This is a genomic window from Thermanaerovibrio velox DSM 12556 (assembly GCF_000237825.1).
Lineage (GTDB): Bacteria > Synergistota > Synergistia > Synergistales > Synergistaceae > Thermanaerovibrio > Thermanaerovibrio velox.
In genome coordinates this window covers 122156-141313 of sequence record NZ_CM001377.1, presented here as the reverse complement: position 1 = coordinate 141313, position 19158 = coordinate 122156, and the positions used below count along the sequence as shown (strand labels likewise).

Sequence of the window (19158 nt, the reverse complement as noted above, 5' to 3'; positions counted from 1 at the left end):
CCCGGGGCAGCCAAAGACCGCCCCGGGTCTAAGGGCCCTATGCCGCCCCTCCAACGGCCTTTATGACGTTGGACAACACCTCACCCGGGTCTATGGCCCCCATCACCGCGGCAGGGTCAGCGCTTACCTTGAGGGCGTCGTAGCTGTCCACCGCCAAGGGGGAGATGAGGGTCGTCAGGTTCGGTCCCTCTTGAGAAGCGCACTTCACCGGGTCCTTAACGGCGAAAAGGCCGACGCAGGGGATCCCCGCCTCCCTTGCCATGTGCATAGGTCCCGTGTCCCCCCCTACGGCACAGGCCGCCAGCTCACAAAGCGACACCAGGTCCAACAAATCCAGCCGATCCACCAGGTTTACAACCCTCCCCGGCCCAACAGAAGACTCTATGGCCCCGGCCATGGCGGACTCCTCCGGTCCGCTCCCGGTTAGCACCGCCGTAAGGTCACTGGGAAGCCGCGAGATCATCTCGATCCATCTGTCCACCGGCCAGGTCTTGTAGGGCTTGCTGGTGCCGAGGATGCACATCACAAGCCCACCTGGGGGCAGATCTCTCCTCAGGGCATCGGTTCTGTCCGTATCGCCGTAGAGGGACTTAAGGGGCCTGGTCTTGCCACCCCAGGCGGACCAAGCCTCCTCCCTGGAGGCATGAAAGGGGAAGCTGAAGTGCCGGTGCCTGCCCACCCGAAACGGTATGCGGGACAGAAGGGCTATGAGGGCGGTCCTGTCGTTGTCGTGAACGCTGTAAAGCCATTTGAAACCCATGCCCCTTATGCGATCTACGAGCTTGAATACGCTAAGCCTCCCCTCCCCTCTGTCCCAGCCTATCACCCCGTCCACGTAAGGCTGGGGCAGCAAAAGCCCCTCGTACTCCTTGCAGCAGAGCCACCAAAGCTCCACGTGGGGGAAGCGCTCCTTAAGCGCCTTGGCCTCCTTCATGGCCAACACCACGTCCCCCAGGGAGCTGAAGCGAACGAACAAGACCCGGTCCCCCTCCGAAGGGCATGACACCTCTTTAGTCATCCCCGCAGTACCTCCTGGCCCTCTCTATTATCCCGGTGGTGCTCAACCCCTCGAGCAGGGGTACCACCGCGACCCTCCCCCCCCATTCCCTGACCTCCGAAGCTCCCACTATCTGGTCCTCCCGGTAGTCCCCTCCCTTTACAAGCACATGGGGCCTCAGCTCCTTTATGAGCTCCAAGGGGGTATCCTGGTCGAATATGACCACCAGGTCCACCGAATCCAGGGCCGCCAAGACCTCGGCCCTCATCCAATGGTTGTTCAAGGGCCGTCCGGGCCCCTTAAGCCGGCGGACCGAGTCATCGGAGTTGAGCCCCACCACCAGGCGGTCCCCCATGGACCGAGCCGCCCGGAGGCACCTCACGTGCCCCGGATGCAGCACGTCGAAACAGCCGTTGGTGAAGACCACGGTATCCCCGGACCGGCGCCACCTTTCGACCACCCCGGCGGCCTCCGCGAAGGAATCCAAAACCAGCTTATCCGCCAAGCCATCGGCTAGGGATAGAAGCTCCTCGGCCCCTATGGCATAGGTCCCCTCCTTGCCCACCACATAGCCCGCCGCCCGGTTAGCCCAGTGGGCCGCCACGGCCATGTCCGCCCCTGCGGCCAGCAGGGACGCCAGCACCGCCACCACGGTGTCCCCAGCCCCGGTAACGTCGTAGACCTCCCGGGCGGAGGAACGCTCATGCAGGGGCACAGGCCCCCCAAAAAGGGACAGCCCCATCTCGGATCTTGTCACCATTACCATATCCAACCCAAAACGCTCCATGAGCTCCTTAGCCGCCGCCTCCACCGCCGAGTCATCGTTCGGAACGGGCCTCCCAAGGGCCATCCCAAGCTCCTTGAGGTTAGGGGTGATCAGGGACGCCCCCCGGTACCTCCCCCAATCGATCCCCTTGGGGTCCACCAGGACCGGGACACCAAGGGACGAGAAGAGGGATATCACCTTCCCACAAAGCCCCGGGGAACAAACCCCCTTGGCATAGTCGGACAGCACCACCACGGAGGGACACCCCATGGCAGCCTCAACCTCAACCGCCTTGAGCAGATCCGCCTCCTCCTTCGGGGATAGCGGGCGAGATTCCTCCCGGTCAACCCGGAGAAGCTGATGCCTTTGGGCCACCACCCGGGTCTTGGTGGTGGTGGGCCTGCCGCACCGGACCCCCGAAAAGCGGATCCCCTTATGATCCAGCAGCCCCAGAAGCTCGTCCCCTTGAGGATCCTGCCCCAACAGGCCAAACATAACCGCCTGGCATCCGAGCCTCGCCATGTTGTGGGCCACGTTGCACGCCCCGCCGGGGATGGCCTCCTCCCACCTATGACGCAACACCGGCACGGGCGCCTCCGGGGAGACCCGCTCCACATCCCCCCTTATGACCCGGTCCAACATCATGTCCCCGATCACGAAAACCCTCCTGCCCGAGCAGCGGGAAAGAAGTTCCTTAAGGCCTAGGTTCACCGAAAAATCCCCCTTGGATCAGAAGATCCTCCACCATGCAGCAGATAGCGTGCTCCAGAGAGATATGCACGTTCTGTATCACCGCGGTATCCTCTGAGAGGACCCGCAGGGCCATGTCCGCAAGGGACGCCAGGGTCCCCCCCCTCGCCGGTGAGCGCCAAGGTGGCGATACCCATCCCCCTTGCCTCCTCCACCGCGGACACCACGTTGCGGGAGGTCCCGCTGGTGCTTATGCCCATCAACACGTCTCCAGGCCTGCCCAGGGCCCTAACCTGTCTTGCGAAAACCATCTCGAAGGAGTAGTCGTTCGAACAGGCGGTGATGAAGGACGTATCGGTTGTCAACGCCAAGGCGGGTATCGGCCCCCTCGGCCGGGCCGCCGAAAGCCTGCAGGTGAACTCCGCGGCCAAGTGCTGGCAGTCCGCCGCGCTGCCCCCGTTGCCGCAGATCAAGAGCTTGCCCCCTTTTAGCACGGAGCCGGCGATAAGACCCGCCGCGTCCTCGAGGGCCTTAACCCCCTCCGGGGAGGCCCAGCGGCGAAGCTCTTCCGCGGTGGCCCCAAGCTGCCCCAAAACCACATGGGTCATCACAAATATCATTCCCTTCCAAGAAAGCTGCCGTTTAATCATCGCACATTGGCTATAATAACAGAGAGGGCAGGGTAGCATACCCTAAGGTTTAAAATACTTCAAGGACAAAACAAAACCTCGGGAGTGGCAGATATGATAATAGTTACCGGCGGCGCCGGGTTCATCGGAAGCAACATTATAAAGGGACTTAACCAAATGGGCTTTGAGGACATCCTGGTGGTGGACCGTCTCGGGAGCTCCGATAAATACCGCAACCTCACGGACCTCAAGTTCAACAACTACCTCAACAAGGACAGGTTCCGCCAGATGCTACGGGAAAACCGATTAGCCCACGAGGACATCCAGGTGGTCTTTCACCAAGGGGCCTGCTCCAACACCATGGAGATGGACGGGGACTACATGATGGACAACAACCTGTCCTACAGCGTGGAGCTCCTGGACTTCTGCCTTGAGAGGCGGATACCGTTCATATACGCCTCCAGCGCCGCGGTTTACGGCAGCGGACGGATGGGCTTCCGGGAGGAGCGCTCCTGCGAGGGGCCCCTGAACCCCTACGGTCTGTCCAAGCTCATATTTGACAACCACGTAAGGAGCCGCCTTAAATCCGCTTCCAGCCCAGTGGTGGGGCTAAGATACTTCAACGTGTTCGGCCCCAACGAGTTCCACAAGGGCAAGATGGCCTCCGTGGCCTATCACTTCTACAACCAGCTGACCGCCACCGGCAAGGCGAGGCTCTTCAAGGGCACCGATGGGTACGGCCACGGGGAACAGCGCAGGGACTTCGTATACGTTAAAGACGTGGTGAGGGTGAACCTATGGTTTTGGACCAACGGAGGCCCAAGCGGGATCTACAACTGCGGTACCGGCACATCCCGCACGTTCAACCACGTGGCCCAGGGGTTGATAAGGGTCCTGGGACGGGGGGAGGTTCAATACGTGGACTTCCCGGACTCCCTGAGGGGCAGGTACCAGAACCACACCGAAGCGGACCTCACAAGGCTGAGGGAGGCGGGTTGCCCCCACCGATTCACCCCGCTGGAGGAGGCGCTGGAGGATTACTGCCGGTTTCTCGCGGAGAACCAAGACAGGGCAGGGGCTTAACCGCCCAATATGAGCTTAGACGCATGAAGGAGGTCTTGGGCCCGCATCATGGCCCCCCGGGCCCCCGCATCCAGTGCTTCAGGGACTGAAGTTCCCACCAGTATGCCCTGGATCCCCACGTTCCATGCGAGCTCCAGGTCGCTCATCTTGTCCCCCACCACGAAGGAGCCCTCCAGCTGGATCCCCAGCTCATCCCGGGCCCTAAACACCATCCCGGGCCTTGGCTTCCTGCAAGAGCACTGCTCCCAAGGTCCGTGGGGGCAGTGGAAGTATCCGTCCAACCCCACCCCATGGGCGGCCAGGAGCTCTTCCATCCTCATCCGCACCTTAAGATGGTCCTCCTCGGAGAAGAAGCCCCGGGCTATCCCGGACTGGTTGGTCACCACCACGAGCTTCCATCCCGCCGCCCTAAGCAGCGTCAGCGCCTCAGGCACGCCCGGGAGCACCAGAACCCCCCTTGGGTCCCCCAGGTACCCGGTGTCCCTTATTATCACCCCATCCCGGTCCAAGAACACCGCCTTGCTCATGCCCCGTTCCCCATCAGAAGGTTTGAGCACCCCTGGATCACCGCCTCCACCGGGATGGACGTGAGGGCCTCAAACCTGCCCCGGTCGTCAAAGCTTGCGGGCTCCCGGGGGGCAGCACGCATACATGCCTGTTGCACCACGGGCCGTACCGTCTCGCCAGGCTGCGGCCCGCGTAGATCCCCACCGTGGGAGTCCCCACAGCGCTGGCCAGATGCAAGGGGCCCGTATCGTTGGAGATGAAGATGGAGGCCCTCTTAAGCATGGCCCCAAGCACCCCCAGCGAAGGGAGGGACCTCATGTCTATACCCCTATCCCCAAGGATGGAGAGTATCCCCTCCCCTATGGGGCGCTCATCCGGGGCCTTGCCTATCACCCCCACGAAGTACCCCTCACGGGCCAGCCACTTCGCCACCTCAAGGAACCTCTCGCCGGGCCAGCGGTTGAACTTAGAGCTGGCCCCGGGGTTTATCACCGCCAGGGGGAGCCGGCCCGCCAGGACCTCCTCTGCCTTCCCTTGGGCGTCCGGCGTCACGTGGAACCTCATGCCCCTGGTGACCAATGGCACCCCCAGGGTGGACATGCACCACAGGTTACGCTCCGCCTCATGGAGATCCCTGTGAAGCAAGAGCTCCCGGAGCCCCCAAAGGGGGGCGTACTTGGCGCCGGAGAACAAGGGGTTAAGGCCGGACCTAAGGTCCACCACAAGATCCGGAGAGAAGCTCCTCATATGGGAGATGAACTTTATCCTGCCGCGGAGGCCCGGGAAGTCCTTCGGGCGGTCGTAGACCACCACCTGGTCCCACATGGGGTCCTCCTTAACCGCCTCCAGGGCCCTGGGGCCCACGAGGATGCGGAAGTCTCTTCCGGGCAGGAAGAGCCTAAGGTTCCACAGCGCCGCGGAGGCAAGCAACATGTCTCCAAGACAAGAAAGGCCTATGACCAAAACCCTGTTGACCTTTGAAGGGTCTATCCTCATATCACCGCTCCCCCTGCGAACTCCATATCGAACACGTACACACATACAGCGGACGGGCCAACCGCAGTCTCATCTGCATCGGCCCCGGATAAGCCTCGTGTAGGACTCCTCCACCTCCGCCGCCATCCTCTCCATGGATGGTATTCGGGATGGCAGGAGGGCCGAGGCCCGCTGACGGAGCAGGAACTCCTGGAGCGCCTTGCCCCAGGCGTCAGCGTCCCCGGGAGGTACGAGATGGGGGATATCCTGGGCCAGCTCCCGGACCGCCGGTATGTCGGAGGCCAAAACCGGCATGCCCATTGATACGGCCCTCATGAGGACAAGCCCCATCCCCTCGCTGAGGGAGGGGAACACGAGACAGTCGCACCGAGCCATGATCTCCTCGGGCTCTTTGACAAACCCCCAGAACCTAACCCTATCGGTTAGACAGAGCTCCTCCACCAGGGCCCTGTACTCCCCCATCTTGGGGCCATCCCCCAAGACGTGCAAGAACCAGGGCAAGTCGCGGACCCTGTCCAGGGCGGCCAGCAGGACCTGAAGGCCCTTGATCGGGGTGAGGCGCCCCACGAAGACCATCTGCTTCACATCTTCACCGCTCCCAGTCCACGAGAAGGGGGACTTGGGAAGCCCGTTGTATATCACGTCCTTGGGGACGCCGGGCGCCACGGAGTCGAAGAAATCCCGCACCGCAGCGCTCACGCAGATGAGCCGTCCAGCCCTGCTGTAGGGGATAAGCCCCAGGTTCCTGCTGTAGAAACTGTGACAGGTGGCCATCCAGGGGATGCGGGACATCTCGGAGGCCCACCAGGCTATCCAAGCAGGGACCCTGGAGTGGGCGTGGATGATATGAAATCCACCCTCCCGCGCCTCCCGGGCGAGCCTTAGGGCGCAGAGGAAGCCCGTCACGGGGTTCTTCCGGTGAACCTCCATGGAAATGTGAGACGGTCCGTCCAGGAGATGCTGCAAGGCCCCCCCCGCAGACACCACGGTGACCGAGTGCCCCATGGTGTGAAGGGCGTTGGAGAGGTTGAGCACGTGCCGTTCAACCCCTCCCTCCTGAAACTCCGGCAAGATCTGGAGCACCTTAAGTCTCATCTAAGGTCACACTCTACCCCGAACATCCGCTTCACGTTAAGCCTAACCCGCCGGATCATGCCCCTCAGGGTGAAAAGCTCCTCGGGCTTTATGGTCACCCTCCTGGGCTCCCCGGCGGGGATCCCCTTGAGCAGGGATGCCACGGCGGGGAAGAAGTTGTAGCGGTTAAGCACCAGATCCCGGGCCTTCCGAAGGGCATCCAGGGACTCCTCGTAGATGGAGCTTGCGGTTATCTGCCTTATGCGCTCCACCGCCTCCTCGGGCCTTTGTATGTCTATCATCGCAAAGGACCCCTCGGGGAAGTAGTCCGCCAGGTTAGGGCAACCCCAGTATATTGGGAAGGCCCCGCCCAGGTATGCGTCCGCCAGCTTCTCCGACCAGTAGTCCCGGCAGGAGGAGTTCTCCAGCACCACGTGGTACCGATAGGGGCGTATGGCGTCCCTCTTGCAAGAAACCTCCACGGGACGCCCCCGGCCGAAGAATTCCAGCCCCTCTACCCCCCGCCCCCTCCAGGAGCGACACGAAATGGTGTCTCGCCCTGTGGCAATCCCTGCTCCTCTTGGCGGAACATACCACCGAGGCCCGCCTCTCCTTCGCCTGGAAGGGATCGTCCGCCACCAGGGAGTCATAGCTCTCAACGAACCTATCCGTCCCCTCCCCGGCCAGGTTGCGTCCGTAATGCCAGGGGAGGCTCTGCTGCCAGCGGATGACCCCGGGATGCTCGATCGGATGACACGTGACCACCCGGGAGAACTGCCTGACGTACGCGGGGGTGTAGGACTTTATCGCCGGGGGCGTCAAAGGTAACCAGGACCACCCTATCCGGGGGGCACAGGGCGGAACATGTGGATTTAACGTTATCGAAAACCACCCAAGCATCCGCCTCGGAGGTGTCGTCGTCTATGAAGAACTTAACCCCATCCCACTCACAAAGCCCCGATGGACTTTGAAGCCCCAGGGGCCAGTCTGGGAACTGAGTGCTGACTTTTACTATCATCATCGGCGCCCCCGTATCACGTGGATGTTCTCCAAGAACCAGCTGTAGGTGTCCCTCAGGCCATCTTCAAGTTTTATCGACGGTTCCCAACCCATGGATCGGATCTTGGACACGTCCAGCAGCTTACGGGGCGTGCCGTCCGGCTTGGAGGTATCCCACCATATGGCCCCCCTAAAGCCCACCACCCGCTTCACCATCTCCGCCAGCTCTGATATGGGGATGTCCTCCCCGGAACCCACGTTCACCGTCTCTGGGGCCTCGTACCTTTCCATCAAAAACACACATGCCCCGGCCAGGTCATCCACGTGCAGGAACTCCCTCCTGGGATTGCCGGTCCCCCACAGGACCACCTCTGTCAGCCCCGACTCCTTGGCCTCGTGGAACCGTCTTATCATGGCGGGGAGCACGTGGGAGGTCTCAAGGTCGAAGTTATCCCCCGGTCCGTAGAGGTTAGTGGGCATGACGGATATGAAGGGCACCCGGTACTGCCGGTTATAGTACTCGCACATCTTAAGCCCCGCTATCTTGGCCACCGCATAAGCCTCGTTGGTGGTCTCCAGGGGGCCTGTCAGCAGGTACTCCTCCTTGATGGGCTGTGGGGCAAGCCTTGGGTATATGCAGGAGCTGCCCAGGAACAGCAGCTTCTTCACCCCCGCCTCCCAGGCCTGGTGGATCACGTTTACCTCAATGGCCAGGTTCTCATATATGAACTCCGCGGGATGGGTGGCGTTGGCCATTATACCCCCAACCTTGGCGGCGGCCAGGAAGACCGATGCGGGCCTCTGGGCCTCCAAGAATCGCCTTACCTCCCCCTGGTCTGTGAGGTCCAGCTCCTCCCGGGTTGCGGTGATTATCTGCTCGTACCCCCTTGCGGCAAGGGCCCTGACTATGGCGGAGCCCACCAACCCCCGGTGGCCTGCCACGAATATGGGTTCCGGTATCCTCGAGCCGATCACAGCACGTCCTCCGCGGAACGCCTCACCGAGTAGCCCGCGTCCCGGCACACCAAGTCCCGCCGGGCGGCCTCCATGTCATGGGCCACCATCTCCCGGACGAGCTCCTCAAGGGTCGTACGGGGACGCCATCCAAGGACCCGCATGGCCTTTGACGGATCCCCCTGGAGGATGTCCACCTCGGTGGGACGGAAGTACCTTGGATCCACCTCCACCAGGACCCTGCCGGTCTTGGCGTGAACCCCCTTCTCCTCCGGGCCCCGGCCCTCCCACTTTAGGGGTATACCCGCCTCGGCGAACGCAAGGGTGGCGAACTCCCTAACCGTATAGGTCTTACCGGTGGCTATGACGTAATCATCCGGCCGGTCCTGCTGGAGCATGAGCCACATGGCCTCCACGTAGTCCCTGGCGTGCCCCCAGTCCCGTTTGGCCTCCAGGTTACCAAGGTACAGCTTCTCCTCGAGCCCAAGGGCTATCCTCGCCGCCCCCCGGGTTATCTTCCTGGTCACGAAGGTCTCTCCCCTCAAGGGGGATTCGTGATTGAACAGGATCCCGTTGCACGCGAAGATACCGTAGGCCTCCCGGTAGTTCACGGTTATCCAGTACCCGTAAAGCTTGGCCACCCCATAGGGGCTCCGGGGGTAAAACGGGGTGGTCTCCCTCTGGGGGACCTCACAGGCCTTGCCATAAAGCTCGCTCGTGGAGGCCTGGTAAAAGCGGCACGAGCGCTCCATGCCCAGTATCCTCATGGCCTCCAGTATCCTTAACACCCCTATGCCGTCGCCGTTGGCGGTGTACTCCGGGGTCTCAAAGGAGACCTTCACGTGGCTCTGGGCCCCCAGGTTGTATATCTCATGGGGCTGCACCTCCTGAAGGACCCTTATTATGCTGGAAGAATCGGTGAGGTCCCCGTAGTGAAGGATGAGATTCCGGTTCTCCACGTGGGGATCCTCGTAGAGGTGGTCTATCCTCGCGGTGTTGAAGAGGGATGACCGGCGTTTGATCCCGTGCACCTGGTACCCCTTGGAGAGGAGGAACTCCGCCAGGTACGCCCCATCCTGCCCGGTTATACCGGTTATCAAAGCCTTCTTAGGGTTCAATGTCCACACTCCAATTTCCTGCTAAAGTCTCTCTCATGATACGTCCTGTGGGGAGGGCAAGTCCATACCCACGAAGCCCCTGTCCAACGGGAAAAAGCGGCAAAAAGGGGGATCGGAATGAACGGGGCCCGGGGCCTTGACCTTAGACTCCTTAAGGGGTATTAATTTACATGAGCAGAAGAGCTTTCATTCTCACTAAGACGCAAGCTTTCCGGGGGAGCCCCAAGGGGCTGAGAGGAGGGCAAGGGCCCTCGACCCCATGAACCTGATCCGGGTAATGCCGGCGTAGGGAGCGAAGGATTTAGTGTTTCACACGCTGGGGTGTTGCAGCCCCTTTATCCATCCTCTTCAGCCTCCAATGGCATATCCAGCCTTTCAATCAGGTCCCCCGGGAGCTAGGGCGCAAATCTCTCTGAAGGGGGGAGCCTTGAGTTGTACAGGGGAACGGCTTTGACCATAGCGGGAAGCGACTCCGGCGGCGGGGCGGGCATCCAGGGGGACCTTAAGACCTTCATGTCCCTTGGGGTTTTCGGAACCTGCGTCGTAACCGCGGTGACCGCCCAGAACTCCACCGGGGTGTTCCACGTGGAGAACCTGTCGGAGAAATCCGTAAGGGAGCAGATCCGGGCCGTGCTGGACGACTTCCCGGTGGGGGCGGTGAAGATAGGCATGCTCTCATCCAAGGGGATCATAGAGGCGGTGGCGGAGGAACTCCTTGGTTTCAGGGGGCCCATAGTGCTGGACCCGGTGATGGTTTCCCAGAGCGGGCACAGCCTCATGGAGGAAGGGGCCCAGGAGGCCCTCAAGGGGTGTCTCATCCCCATGGCGGAGCTCATAACCCCGAACCTTCCGGAGGGGGAGCGGCTGCTGAACCTCCCTAAGGGAAGCCTCACGGCCCGGGAGATGCCCGAGGCGGCATCGCGCCTTCTGGAGCTGGGGGCAAGGGGGGTCCTGCTCAAGGGGGGTCATCTAAACGGGGACCGGATACTGGACGTGCTGGTGACATCTCAGGAGGAGGTGCTCTTCGAGGACCTGCGCATAGACACCGTTAACGACCACGGGACCGGCTGCGCCTTGAGCAGCGCCATCGCGGCGGAGCTTGCGGCGGGTAGCGACATGAAGACCGCGGTGACCAGGGGTAGGGAGTTCGTTAGGAACGCGATACTGTCCGGCGCCGCCCTTGGGAAGGGACACGGGTGCCTGGGGCACCATGTGAGGATGCCATGGACGGCCGGGAGATCCAGCGAATAGCCCAAGAGGCAGCCAGACGGTCCCCCTTGGTCCATCACGTCACCAACCGGGTTGCCTGCACGCTGCAGGCGAAGGCCTGTTACGCCCTCAACGGGAGGGCCATAATGACGGATCTCCCGTCTGAGCTGCCGGAGGCCTCCGCCATGGCCCAGGCGGGGGTTATCAACCTAGGCACCCCCGGCGAACAGTCCGAACGGGCATATGACCTCATGGCCAAGCTGTTCTCCGCCCAGGGTAAACCGTTTCTCCTGGACCCGGTGGGGTGCTCCTCCTTCGAGGGCCGGCTCCGTCGGGGGCTTAGCATATGCGGCATGGGGCCCCATTTGGTCAAGGGGAACTACGGGGAGGTCATTTCCCTGGCGTGGAGAAGGTGTTTGGAGGCCTCTGGGGTTGACGCGGGGGCGCTAGGTGAGATGGAGCCCCGGGAGGTGGCGAAGCTGGCTTTGGGGCTGTCGGAGAAGCTCCGGTGCTGCGTGGTGGCCACCGGCCGGGTGGACCTGGTGGCATTTGACGGGAGGGCCACGGCAATAACCGGAGGCAGCCCCATGGGGGCCGCGGTGCCGGGCCTTGGCTGTGCCCTTGGATCCATCATGGCCTGTGCCATGGGAGCTGGCGTTGAACCCCACAGGGCGGCCATATGGGGATGTGGGCTGTTAAAGGGGGCCGCCATTTGGGCTGAGGCGAAGGATCCAGATCTGGGCCCCGAGGGGTTCCTAGGGCACGTGCTGGACTTTCTCTCCCTTTGCCGGAAGAGGCCCATGGGGGATGTCTTCGACTGTCTGGAGGTGGTGGAATGCTGAACCGCGGCGACCTTGGGAGGCGGCTTGCGGTCTACGGGATCCTTGACTCGTCCCTAGGGGGGGCGGAAGAGCTGGTACGCCTTGGGGCCCTCGGGGCCGCCAAGGGGGTTAAGGCGCTCCAGCTTCGATGCAAGGGGTTTGACGGGATGGACATGTACCGGATCGCCCGGGATCTGGTGGAGGCGTGCGGTCCCTTCGGGTGCCTGATCCTGGTGAACGACCGGTTGGACGTGGCGCTGGCGGCCAAGGCCCACGGGGTACACCTGGGGCATAGGGACATCCCCATAGGGGAGGCCCGGCGGATAGCCCCGGAAGGCTTCATCATAGGGGCCACCGCGAGGACCCCGGAGGAGGCCGCAAGGGCAGAGGCGGACGGGGCGTCCTACATCGGATCCGGCGCCGCATTCCCATCTTCCACCAAGAACGACACGGTGCTAATAGGCCCCTCGGGGATAGCCCGGGTGGCCAGGGCGGTTAGGATCCCCTGCGTGGCCATAGGGGGGATAAACGAGGATAACTTGCGAGCCCTCGAGGGAACGGGCATCGCTGGGATAGCCATGTGCGGCGGGCTCTTCGGTGCCGGCGGCATGAGGGGAGAGGCCATAGCGGGGGCCCTTGAGGTCCTGGGGCACCGCTGAGGCCGGCAAGATCGGTGTATTGCGAGGAGGGACGGGACATGATGATCCATGAAACGACGAAGAAGCTAGCCCTTGCGGGGCTGATGGTGGGGATAGCCGTGGGGCTTTCGGGGTTTTGGTTTCCCCTGGGGCCCGCCAAGTGCTACCCGATTCAGCACGGGGTGAACGTTTTGGCGGGGGTGCTCCTGGGCCCCTGGTGGGCGGCGGGATGCGCCGCCGCCGGGAGCGCCATAAGGGTGGCGATGGGGACTGGAACGCTTTTCGCCTTTCCGGGGAGCATCCCCGGGGCCCTCATGGCGGGCCTAGGGGCGAGGCTTTTCTCGTCCTCAAGGCAGCCCCTGGGGGCCGCGGCGGGGGAGGTCATCGGCACCTGCATGGTCGGAGCTTACTTAGCCTCCGCGGTGGTGGGGCCCGCCATTGGGAAGGACGTCTCATTCCCCTTCCTTGCCCTAGGGTTCGCCGCAAGCAGCGTGCCGGGCTCCCTGCTTGGGGCTTTAACGGCCCATAGGGCCCGCAAAAAGGAGGTCCTGGGGGATCTCAGAAGGCCACATGGGGTGTGCGAAGACAATTGATTGACAGCAACAAAGGGAATATAATCACATAGGGATAACAAACAGGGGCGGGAGGTGCGGTGGTTGGACAGGATGGAGAAGCTTAAGATCCTTGGCGAGTCCGCCCGGTTCGACGCCTCCTGCGCCCCCTTCCGGGAGAGGCATTCGGCCGGGCCGGTTCCCGGGGTCTGGATCGCTGGTCCCTGTCGGTTGCTGAAGGTTTTGATGAGCAACCGCTGCATGTACGACTGCGCCTACTGCGTGAACCGGGCAAGTGCCCCGGTCGCAAGGGCCTCCTTTGAGCCCCGGGAGCTCGCCCAGGTCTTCGGGGACATGCTTAGGGCAAACCTGGCGGAGGGGTTGTTCCTTAGCTCCGCGGTGGAGGTATCCCCCGACAGGACCATGGAGCGGATGGTGGAGGCCCTTAGGATCATAAGGCACGAGCTGATGTTCAAGGGTTACGTGCATGCCAAGGTTATACCCGGCGCGTCCTCTGGCCTTATAAGGCAGCTATGTTCCCTGGCGACCCGGGTGAGCGTCAACCTGGAGGTGCCAAGGGACGACATGTTGAAGCTCCTTGCCCCCCAGAAGGAGGCCCGGGCCATCTTGGGCCCCATGGGGGAGGTGGCGTCCATGGGGGAGGAGCTGGCCCTCCGGGGTGCTCTCAAGGGCGGTCATACCACCCAGATAATCCTTGGGGCCCGGGACGAGACCGACCGGGAGGTGCTGTCGGTATCCTACGCCCTTTACCGCCGTTTCAACCTCCGCCGGGTGTACTACTCCGCCTACGTGCCGGTGAACGAGGACCCCCGGCTTCCATCGTCACCCCCGGACAGGCTGCGGGAACTGAGGGCATATCAGGGGGACTTTCTCATCCGGCTATACGGTTTCACCCCCCGGGATATGCTTGGGGACCAGGACTTCCTCGAGCGGGATCTGGACCCCAAGACCGGCTGGGCCTTGAGGAACTACCATCTGTTCCCGTTGGACGCCAACCGGGCGTCCCTGGAGGAGCTCATGAAAGTCCCCGGCATAGGCCCCAAGGGGGCCACGGCCATGGTAAGGGCAAGGACCAAGCAGAATCTGCGCTGGGAAGACCTGCCAAGGCTGGGCATCCGCTCGTGGCTTCCCAGGTTTTTCCTATCCTTTCACGGCCGGGGCGGCATCCCCCCGTTGGACCGTCCCGAGGCCATCCGGAGGCTCATAATCGAGTCCAGGGCGTCCTCGGGCAGGCTGTTCCCCGGGGAGACCGAAATGGCTTAGAATTCCCCCAATCGGGTCTTCAAGCCGTCCGGCGGGATCGAATCCCCATGGACCCTTGGGACCTTTGTTTAAGGGGGTGTTCTCGTGGGATCGTCGGGGCTTCGGGGGATCTTATGGCTGAACTTAGCGGTGGCGCTGTTCGGCATGAGCGGCGTAGCGTCCTCCTGGCTTGACATGCCCTCCTGGTTCGTTGCGGCCAGCCGGTGCCTTATATCATCCGCCTGTCTGTTCCCGGCCCTGAAGATATTGAAGATCCCCTCATTGGGTGGACGGGATCATCTCCTCGCCGCGGCGGGCGGCGGGGTCTTGGCGCTGCACTGGTGGAGCTTCTTCCAGTCCATACGGGTCTCCTCCGTGGCGGTGGGGACCTTTGCGTTCGCCTCCTTTCCACTTTTCACCATGGGGTTGGAAGCCCTGCTGAGGATCCAGAGGCCCTCCCTAAGGGATCTGGCACTGGGAGGGGGGATACTGGCCGGCATAGGGGTAATGACGATGAGCCGGGGCTTAGGGGGGCTGAGCCTCTCCGGGGTCCTATGGGGGCTGGTCTCCAGCGCGACCTTTGCGGGCCTTGCGGTCTTAAACTCCAGGCTGGTGAGGGCCAACAACCCCTTCTCGGTGGCTTTAGTACAGCAGTGGTGGGCTTTCGTCTTCCTCTCGCCTGGGTTCCTAACCCAGCCCATGCCGGCGGTTACGCTCCCAAAGGTCCTGGGGCTCGTCTCCATGGGGATCCTCTTCACCGCCCTGGCCCACGGGCTTTTCATCGCCTCCATGAGAACCGTGAGCCCCTCGAGGGCCGCCCTGGTCTCCGGGCTGGAGCCGGTGTACGCCACCGGGCTCGCCATGGTCCTATTGGGGCAGATGCCCTCCCTTGGAGAGGCCATAGGGGGGGCCATGGTCCTGGTCTTCGCCGCAATGGCCACCGCGCCGGAGTCAAACAAAGGGCAATAAAAGACAAGGACTACTCACTCCATATGCAGCCTCAGCAACCCCGGGAGGGAGTAAGGGGCCCAGGGGCCCCTTAAAAAACCCCTCCTCCCCTATTGATTTATCCTCCGGGGAGGATAAAATAATCAAAACCGTTCAACATCAATCAAATTCAATCACCAAGGGGGCGGTGTCATGCTTCCGGAGGAGCGCCGGGCGGCGGTGCTGGCCCGGGTGAACCGGGGGACCACGTCGGTGGCCCGGATAGCAAGCGAGATAGGGGCCTCGGAGGCCACGGTGAGGCGGGACCTCCGGGAGCTCGAGGAGCGGGGGCTCATAAGGCGGACCCACGGGGGTGCGCTGCCCGCGGGATACGGGGCGGAGCTGTCTTTCAAGGAGAAGCGCATAAGGAACCTGGAGGAGAAGCGGGCCATAGGGAAGGTGGCGGCGGAGTTCGTTCGGGACGGGGAGCGGGTTTTCATAGATTCCGGCACCACCACCCTTCAGGCGGCCCGCGGCCTTGCAGGTCGGCCGGTGACGGTGGCCACCAACTCCCTGGACGTGGCGCAGCTCTTCATGTCGGACCCGGCGGTGGAGCTCTGGGTTATAGGGGGGATCATGAGGAAGGGGCCTCGGTCGCTGGTGGGGTTCCTGGCGGACTTGGGGCTTGAGAACCTGAGGTTCGACGTGGCCCTCATAGGGGCCAACGGGGTGGATCCCTCCTTCGGCGCCAGCACCCCGAACCACGAGGAGGCTAACACCAAACGCCTCATGCTCAAGGCGGCGGGGCGTTCTTACCTGTTGGCGGACCACACGAAGCTGAGGGTTCAGACCGCCTGCCGCATGTTCCCCCTTGATGAGCTCACGGGGCTCATAACCGATTGGGGTGCCCGGGATGAGGACATAAAGGACATCGCCGAGCTGGTGCCGGTGATCCAAGCGACGGAGGACTTGACATGGAAGAGATGGGGATAGCCACCGTGACCTTGAACCCCGCGAAGGACAGGACCGTGTTCCTGGAGGGGTTCAAGGTGGGGGATGTGAACCGGGCCCAGGGGGACCACGTGGGGGCCGCTGGGAAGGGCATAAACGTGGCCTCGTTCCTCGGGGACTACGGGCATCGAAACGTGAGGGCCCTTGGGATCATCGGGGAGGAGGACCTGGGGTTCTTCCTGGAGTCCCTTAGAAGGCGCGGGGTAAGGGGATGTTTCACCCCGGTCCCTGGCAGGGTGAGGGAGAACATAAAGATCTCCGACCTTGGAAGCCGCATCGTAACGGACATCAACCTCCCGGGGCTAAATTGGAGGCCCTGGATGATGGGATCCGTGGAGGACGCCGTAAGGGAGAGCGGGGCCAAGGTGGTGGTCTTGTCCGGCAGTCTGCCCCCCGGTTGTCCCCTGGACACCTGGGCCCGTTTGGTGGATTTCGCGAAGGCCCTGGGAAAGAAGGTGATCGTGGACACCAGCGGCGAGCCCTTGAGGCTGGCCATTGAGGCTCGTCCGGACGGGGTCAAACCCAACCTGCGGGAGCTGTCGGAGGTTTTAAGGCTCCGGGAGGGGCCCGGGGGAATCGTTGAGGCGGCGGTGAGCCTCCGGGAGGCGGGGATCATCATGGGGGCCCTGTCTCTTGGGGCGGATGGGGCTTTGTTCTTCTCCGCGGAGGAGCTTCTCCTCGTGAGGCCCCCCAAGGTGGAGGCCCTCACCACCGTGGGTGCCGGGGATGCCATGGTGGCCGCCATGGCGCTCGGGATGGAGCGGGGGATGAGTTTAAGGGAGGTGGCATCCCTGGGGGCCGCCTTCGCCATCTGCGCCATAACCAAGCTGGACCCCCCGAGGGTGGACCCGGAGAGGGTCGCGGAGCTGGTGAAACGGATAAAGATATCGGAGGTGGAAGCATGATTGGGGAGCTGTTAACTGCCGGAAGGATCCTGCTTGACCTGGAGGAGACCGGGAAGGAGCTGGTCCTGGAACGTCTTGGGGAGACCCTGTTGAGGGACGGGATAGTCACGGACCTCCAGGGCTACCTTGCGGACGTTGCGTCCCGGGAGGCCTTAGGGACCACCGGGGTGGGACACGGGGTGGCAATACCCCACGCCAAGTCCTCCCACGTGGCGCAGCCTGGGATTGCCATGGGGAGGACCCGGGAGGGGGTGGAGGTGGGCTCCATGGACGGCACGAAGGCCAGGATATTCTTCCTCATCGCGGTACCCCAGGGGGAGCACGGGGAGCACCTCAAGGCCCTGTCCAACATAGCAAGGCTTCTGATGCACGATCGCTTCCGAGAGGGGCTGCTTTCCGCCTCATCCCCCGAGGAGGCCCACCGTTTGATAGTTGAGATGGAATCTCAGCTGGACTAGGCGGACCCTGGGGCTCCAGAGGAGTTTAGGCCCCCGGAGGCATTTGACTTTCCCTAAGGGGTTGTTCCGCCGCGGGTCCCAAGTGTTGAAGGGCGTAGCGGCGTTTTGGTACCCACAGACGAACAGGAGGTGCCTTTCATGGCTAAGATAGTGGCGGTAACCTCTTGCCCCACCGGCATAGCCCACACCTACATGGCGGCGGAGGCGTTAAAGCTGGCGGCGAAGGAGATGGGACACGAGATAAAGGTGGAGACCCGGGGGGCCGGAGGGGCGGACAACCTGCTCACCCAGGAGGACATATCCCTTGCGGACGGGGTGATCATAGCGGCGGACACCAAGGTTGAGAAGGACCGGTTCCAGGGCAAGCGGGTGCTGTCGGTGTCCACCGGGGAGGCCATAAAGGACTCCAAATCCCTGATAGAGCGGGTGCTCCAGGAGCCGGTCTATCAGGCCGCCGGGACCGTCGGGGAGGCGAAGAGCGGCTTTCCCGCCCAGAAGGAGAAACCCGCGGGTCCTTCCGGCAGGGGGGTCTACAAGCACCTGATGACCGGGGTTTCCTACATGATACCCCTGGTGGTGGCGGGGGGGCTGTCGATAGCCATGTCCTTTGCCTTCGGCATAAAGGCCTTTGAACAAGAGGGGTCCTTGGCATGGGGGCTGATGAAGATCGGCGGGGGAGCCGCTTTCGCCCTCATGGTGCCGGTGCTCTCCGCCTACATGGCCTACTCCATAGCGGACCGGCCGGGCCTTGCCCCGGGGTTCATAGGGGGCATGCTGGCAAGCCAGATAGGCTCCGGGTTCCTTGGAGGTATCGCCTCGGGCTTCATCGCGGGATACAGCGCCCTGTTCATATCCCAAAAGGTACGGCTGCCCAAGGGGCTGCAGGGGCTGATGCCGGTGCTGGTGATACCCCTTCTCTCCTCCCTCATAACCGGTTTCCTCATGCTCTACGTGGTGGGGACCCCGGTGAAGGCCCTCATGGACGCCACCACCGGGGCGTTAAATGGCATGAGCTCCTCCAACGCGGCGGTGTTGGGGCTGCTGCTAGGGGCCATGATGGCCTTCGACATGGGAGGCCCCGTGAACAAGGCGGCCTACACCTTCGCGGTGGGGCTTTTGGGCAGCGGTTCCTTCGAGCCCATGGCGGCGGTTATGGCGGCGGGCATGACCCCTCCGCTTGGGATAGCCCTGGCTTCCATGGCGTTCCCCCGCAAGTTCTCCGAGGAGGAGCGCGAGGCCGCCAAGGCGGCGGGGGTGCTGGGCATATCCTTCATAACCGAGGGAGCCATACCCTTCGCAGCGTCGGACCCCATAAGGGTCATACCCTCCATCGTGGCGGGTTCCGCCCTGGCGGGGGCCATGTCCATGGGGTTCCACTGCACCCTGCGGGCCCCTCACGGGGGGATCTTCGTGCTCCCCATACCCGGTGCGGTGGGGAACCTTGGGATGTACGCCCTCTCGATAGCCCTGGGGGCAGGGCTCACGGCCCTAATGCTGGGGTTTTTAAAGCCCCGGAGGGATTAGGGCTGGGACAAGGGAAGATGTGACCCTCCAGAAGCCCG

The 19158-nt window shown here is 63.0% G+C and carries 21 protein-coding genes and 1 riboswitch; of the genes, 11 read left to right on the top strand and 10 right to left on the bottom strand.

Features of this window, described 5'->3' with window-relative positions:
* Positions 1 to 37: 37 nt before the first annotated feature.
* Genes THEVEDRAFT_RS00635 through THEVEDRAFT_RS00625 form a run of 3 tightly spaced genes read right to left on the bottom strand, consistent with a single transcriptional unit; the run spans position 38 to position 3073 of the window.
* Complete coding sequence (locus tag THEVEDRAFT_RS00635; RefSeq protein ID WP_006582803.1) at positions 38 to 1018, bottom strand: glycosyltransferase family 9 protein; 981 nt, start codon at positions 1016 to 1018, stop codon at positions 38 to 40.
* Positions 1011 to 2474 carry a D-glycero-beta-D-manno-heptose 1-phosphate adenylyltransferase gene (gene rfaE2 / locus THEVEDRAFT_RS00630; protein ID WP_006582802.1) on the bottom strand — a complete coding sequence of 488 codons (1464 nt, stop codon included), beginning with the start codon at positions 2472 to 2474 and terminating at the stop codon, positions 1011 to 1013. Before rfaE2 ends, THEVEDRAFT_RS00635 begins: the two co-directional genes overlap by 8 nt.
* Positions 2471 to 3073, bottom strand: a complete 603-nt coding sequence (locus THEVEDRAFT_RS00625) for a D-sedoheptulose-7-phosphate isomerase (RefSeq protein WP_006582801.1) — start codon at positions 3071 to 3073, stop codon at positions 2471 to 2473. Before THEVEDRAFT_RS00625 ends, rfaE2 begins: the two co-directional genes overlap by 4 nt.
* Before the next feature lie 123 nt (positions 3074 to 3196).
* On the opposite strand from THEVEDRAFT_RS00625, the gene rfaD reads away from it, so the two are divergent.
* Complete coding sequence (gene rfaD / locus THEVEDRAFT_RS00620) at positions 3197 to 4165, top strand: ADP-glyceromanno-heptose 6-epimerase (protein WP_006582800.1); 969 nt, start codon at positions 3197 to 3199, stop codon at positions 4163 to 4165.
* On the opposite strand, the gene THEVEDRAFT_RS00615 is transcribed toward rfaD, so the two are convergent.
* The 7 genes from THEVEDRAFT_RS00615 to gmd all read right to left on the bottom strand — a co-directional run bounded on the left by THEVEDRAFT_RS00615 (position 4162) and on the right by gmd (position 9822).
* Positions 4162 to 4722: a D-glycero-alpha-D-manno-heptose-1,7-bisphosphate 7-phosphatase gene (locus THEVEDRAFT_RS00615; protein ID WP_006582799.1), complete on the bottom strand. Its 561-nt coding sequence runs from the start codon at positions 4720 to 4722 to the stop codon at positions 4162 to 4164. The genes rfaD and THEVEDRAFT_RS00615 overlap by 4 nt on opposite strands.
* A gap of 7 nt (positions 4723 to 4729) precedes the next feature.
* Positions 4730 to 5668 carry a glycosyltransferase family 9 protein gene (locus tag THEVEDRAFT_RS00610; protein ID WP_006582798.1) on the bottom strand — a complete coding sequence of 313 codons (939 nt, stop codon included), beginning with the start codon at positions 5666 to 5668 and terminating at the stop codon, positions 4730 to 4732.
* Positions 5669 to 5737: 69 nt separating this feature from the next.
* Positions 5738 to 6763, bottom strand: a complete 1026-nt coding sequence (locus THEVEDRAFT_RS00605; RefSeq protein WP_006582797.1) for a glycosyltransferase family 4 protein — start codon at positions 6761 to 6763, stop codon at positions 5738 to 5740.
* The gene (locus tag THEVEDRAFT_RS09080; RefSeq protein WP_083830677.1) at positions 6760 to 7392 is read right to left on the bottom strand and encodes a glycosyltransferase family 10 domain-containing protein; all 633 of its coding nucleotides are present in this window, start codon (positions 7390 to 7392) and stop codon (positions 6760 to 6762) included. The genes THEVEDRAFT_RS00605 and THEVEDRAFT_RS09080 overlap by 4 nt, the downstream gene beginning before the upstream one ends.
* Positions 7393 to 7406: 14 nt before the next feature.
* Positions 7407 to 7763, bottom strand: coding sequence for a hypothetical protein (locus THEVEDRAFT_RS09075; RefSeq protein ID WP_172634013.1), 357 nt, complete (start codon positions 7761 to 7763; stop codon positions 7407 to 7409).
* Positions 7760 to 8716, bottom strand: a complete 957-nt coding sequence (fcl, locus tag THEVEDRAFT_RS00595; protein WP_006582796.1) for a GDP-L-fucose synthase — start codon at positions 8714 to 8716, stop codon at positions 7760 to 7762. Before fcl ends, THEVEDRAFT_RS09075 begins: the two co-directional genes overlap by 4 nt.
* On the bottom strand, positions 8713 to 9822 hold the full coding sequence (gene gmd, locus THEVEDRAFT_RS00590) for a GDP-mannose 4,6-dehydratase (protein ID WP_006582795.1): 1110 nt from the start codon (positions 9820 to 9822) through the stop codon (positions 8713 to 8715). The genes fcl and gmd overlap by 4 nt, the downstream gene beginning before the upstream one ends.
* Positions 9823 to 10016: 194 nt before the next feature.
* A riboswitch (TPP riboswitch) is annotated at positions 10017 to 10122 on the top strand.
* 123 nt (positions 10123 to 10245) lie between these two features.
* On the opposite strand from gmd, the gene thiD reads away from it, so the two are divergent.
* From thiD to THEVEDRAFT_RS00540, 10 genes are all read left to right on the top strand, one after another.
* Positions 10246 to 11064 carry a bifunctional hydroxymethylpyrimidine kinase/phosphomethylpyrimidine kinase gene (gene thiD / locus THEVEDRAFT_RS00585; protein ID WP_006582794.1) on the top strand — a complete coding sequence of 273 codons (819 nt, stop codon included), beginning with the start codon at positions 10246 to 10248 and terminating at the stop codon, positions 11062 to 11064.
* Complete coding sequence (locus THEVEDRAFT_RS00580; protein WP_156787070.1) at positions 11010 to 11864, top strand: hydroxyethylthiazole kinase; 855 nt, start codon at positions 11010 to 11012, stop codon at positions 11862 to 11864. Before thiD ends, THEVEDRAFT_RS00580 begins: the two co-directional genes overlap by 55 nt.
* Complete coding sequence (thiE, locus tag THEVEDRAFT_RS00575; protein ID WP_006582792.1) at positions 11858 to 12502, top strand: thiamine phosphate synthase; 645 nt, start codon at positions 11858 to 11860, stop codon at positions 12500 to 12502. The genes THEVEDRAFT_RS00580 and thiE overlap by 7 nt, the downstream gene beginning before the upstream one ends.
* A 38-nt stretch (positions 12503 to 12540) precedes the next feature.
* Positions 12541 to 13074, top strand: a complete 534-nt coding sequence (gene thiW / locus THEVEDRAFT_RS00570; protein ID WP_006582791.1) for an energy coupling factor transporter S component ThiW — start codon at positions 12541 to 12543, stop codon at positions 13072 to 13074.
* 72 nt (positions 13075 to 13146) lie between these two features.
* Positions 13147 to 14316, top strand: coding sequence for a putative DNA modification/repair radical SAM protein (locus THEVEDRAFT_RS00565; RefSeq protein ID WP_156787169.1), 1170 nt, complete (start codon positions 13147 to 13149; stop codon positions 14314 to 14316).
* Positions 14317 to 14400: 84 nt separating this feature from the next.
* Complete coding sequence (locus THEVEDRAFT_RS00560) at positions 14401 to 15264, top strand: DMT family transporter (RefSeq protein WP_006582789.1); 864 nt, start codon at positions 14401 to 14403, stop codon at positions 15262 to 15264.
* A 171-nt stretch (positions 15265 to 15435) separates the two neighbouring features.
* Positions 15436 to 16215: a DeoR/GlpR family DNA-binding transcription regulator gene (locus tag THEVEDRAFT_RS00555; protein WP_006582788.1), complete on the top strand. Its 780-nt coding sequence runs from the start codon at positions 15436 to 15438 to the stop codon at positions 16213 to 16215.
* Positions 16197 to 17138 (top strand): 1-phosphofructokinase family hexose kinase, encoded by a 942-nt coding sequence (locus tag THEVEDRAFT_RS00550; protein WP_006582787.1) that lies wholly within the window; start codon positions 16197 to 16199, stop codon positions 17136 to 17138. Before THEVEDRAFT_RS00555 ends, THEVEDRAFT_RS00550 begins: the two co-directional genes overlap by 19 nt.
* Complete coding sequence (locus tag THEVEDRAFT_RS00545; RefSeq protein WP_006582786.1) at positions 17135 to 17596, top strand: PTS sugar transporter subunit IIA; 462 nt, start codon at positions 17135 to 17137, stop codon at positions 17594 to 17596. Before THEVEDRAFT_RS00550 ends, THEVEDRAFT_RS00545 begins: the two co-directional genes overlap by 4 nt.
* A gap of 138 nt (positions 17597 to 17734) precedes the next feature.
* A complete protein-coding gene (locus THEVEDRAFT_RS00540; protein ID WP_006582785.1) occupies positions 17735 to 19120 on the top strand; it encodes a PTS fructose transporter subunit IIC in 1386 nt (461 codons plus the stop codon).
* Positions 19121 to 19158 lie beyond the last annotated feature (38 nt).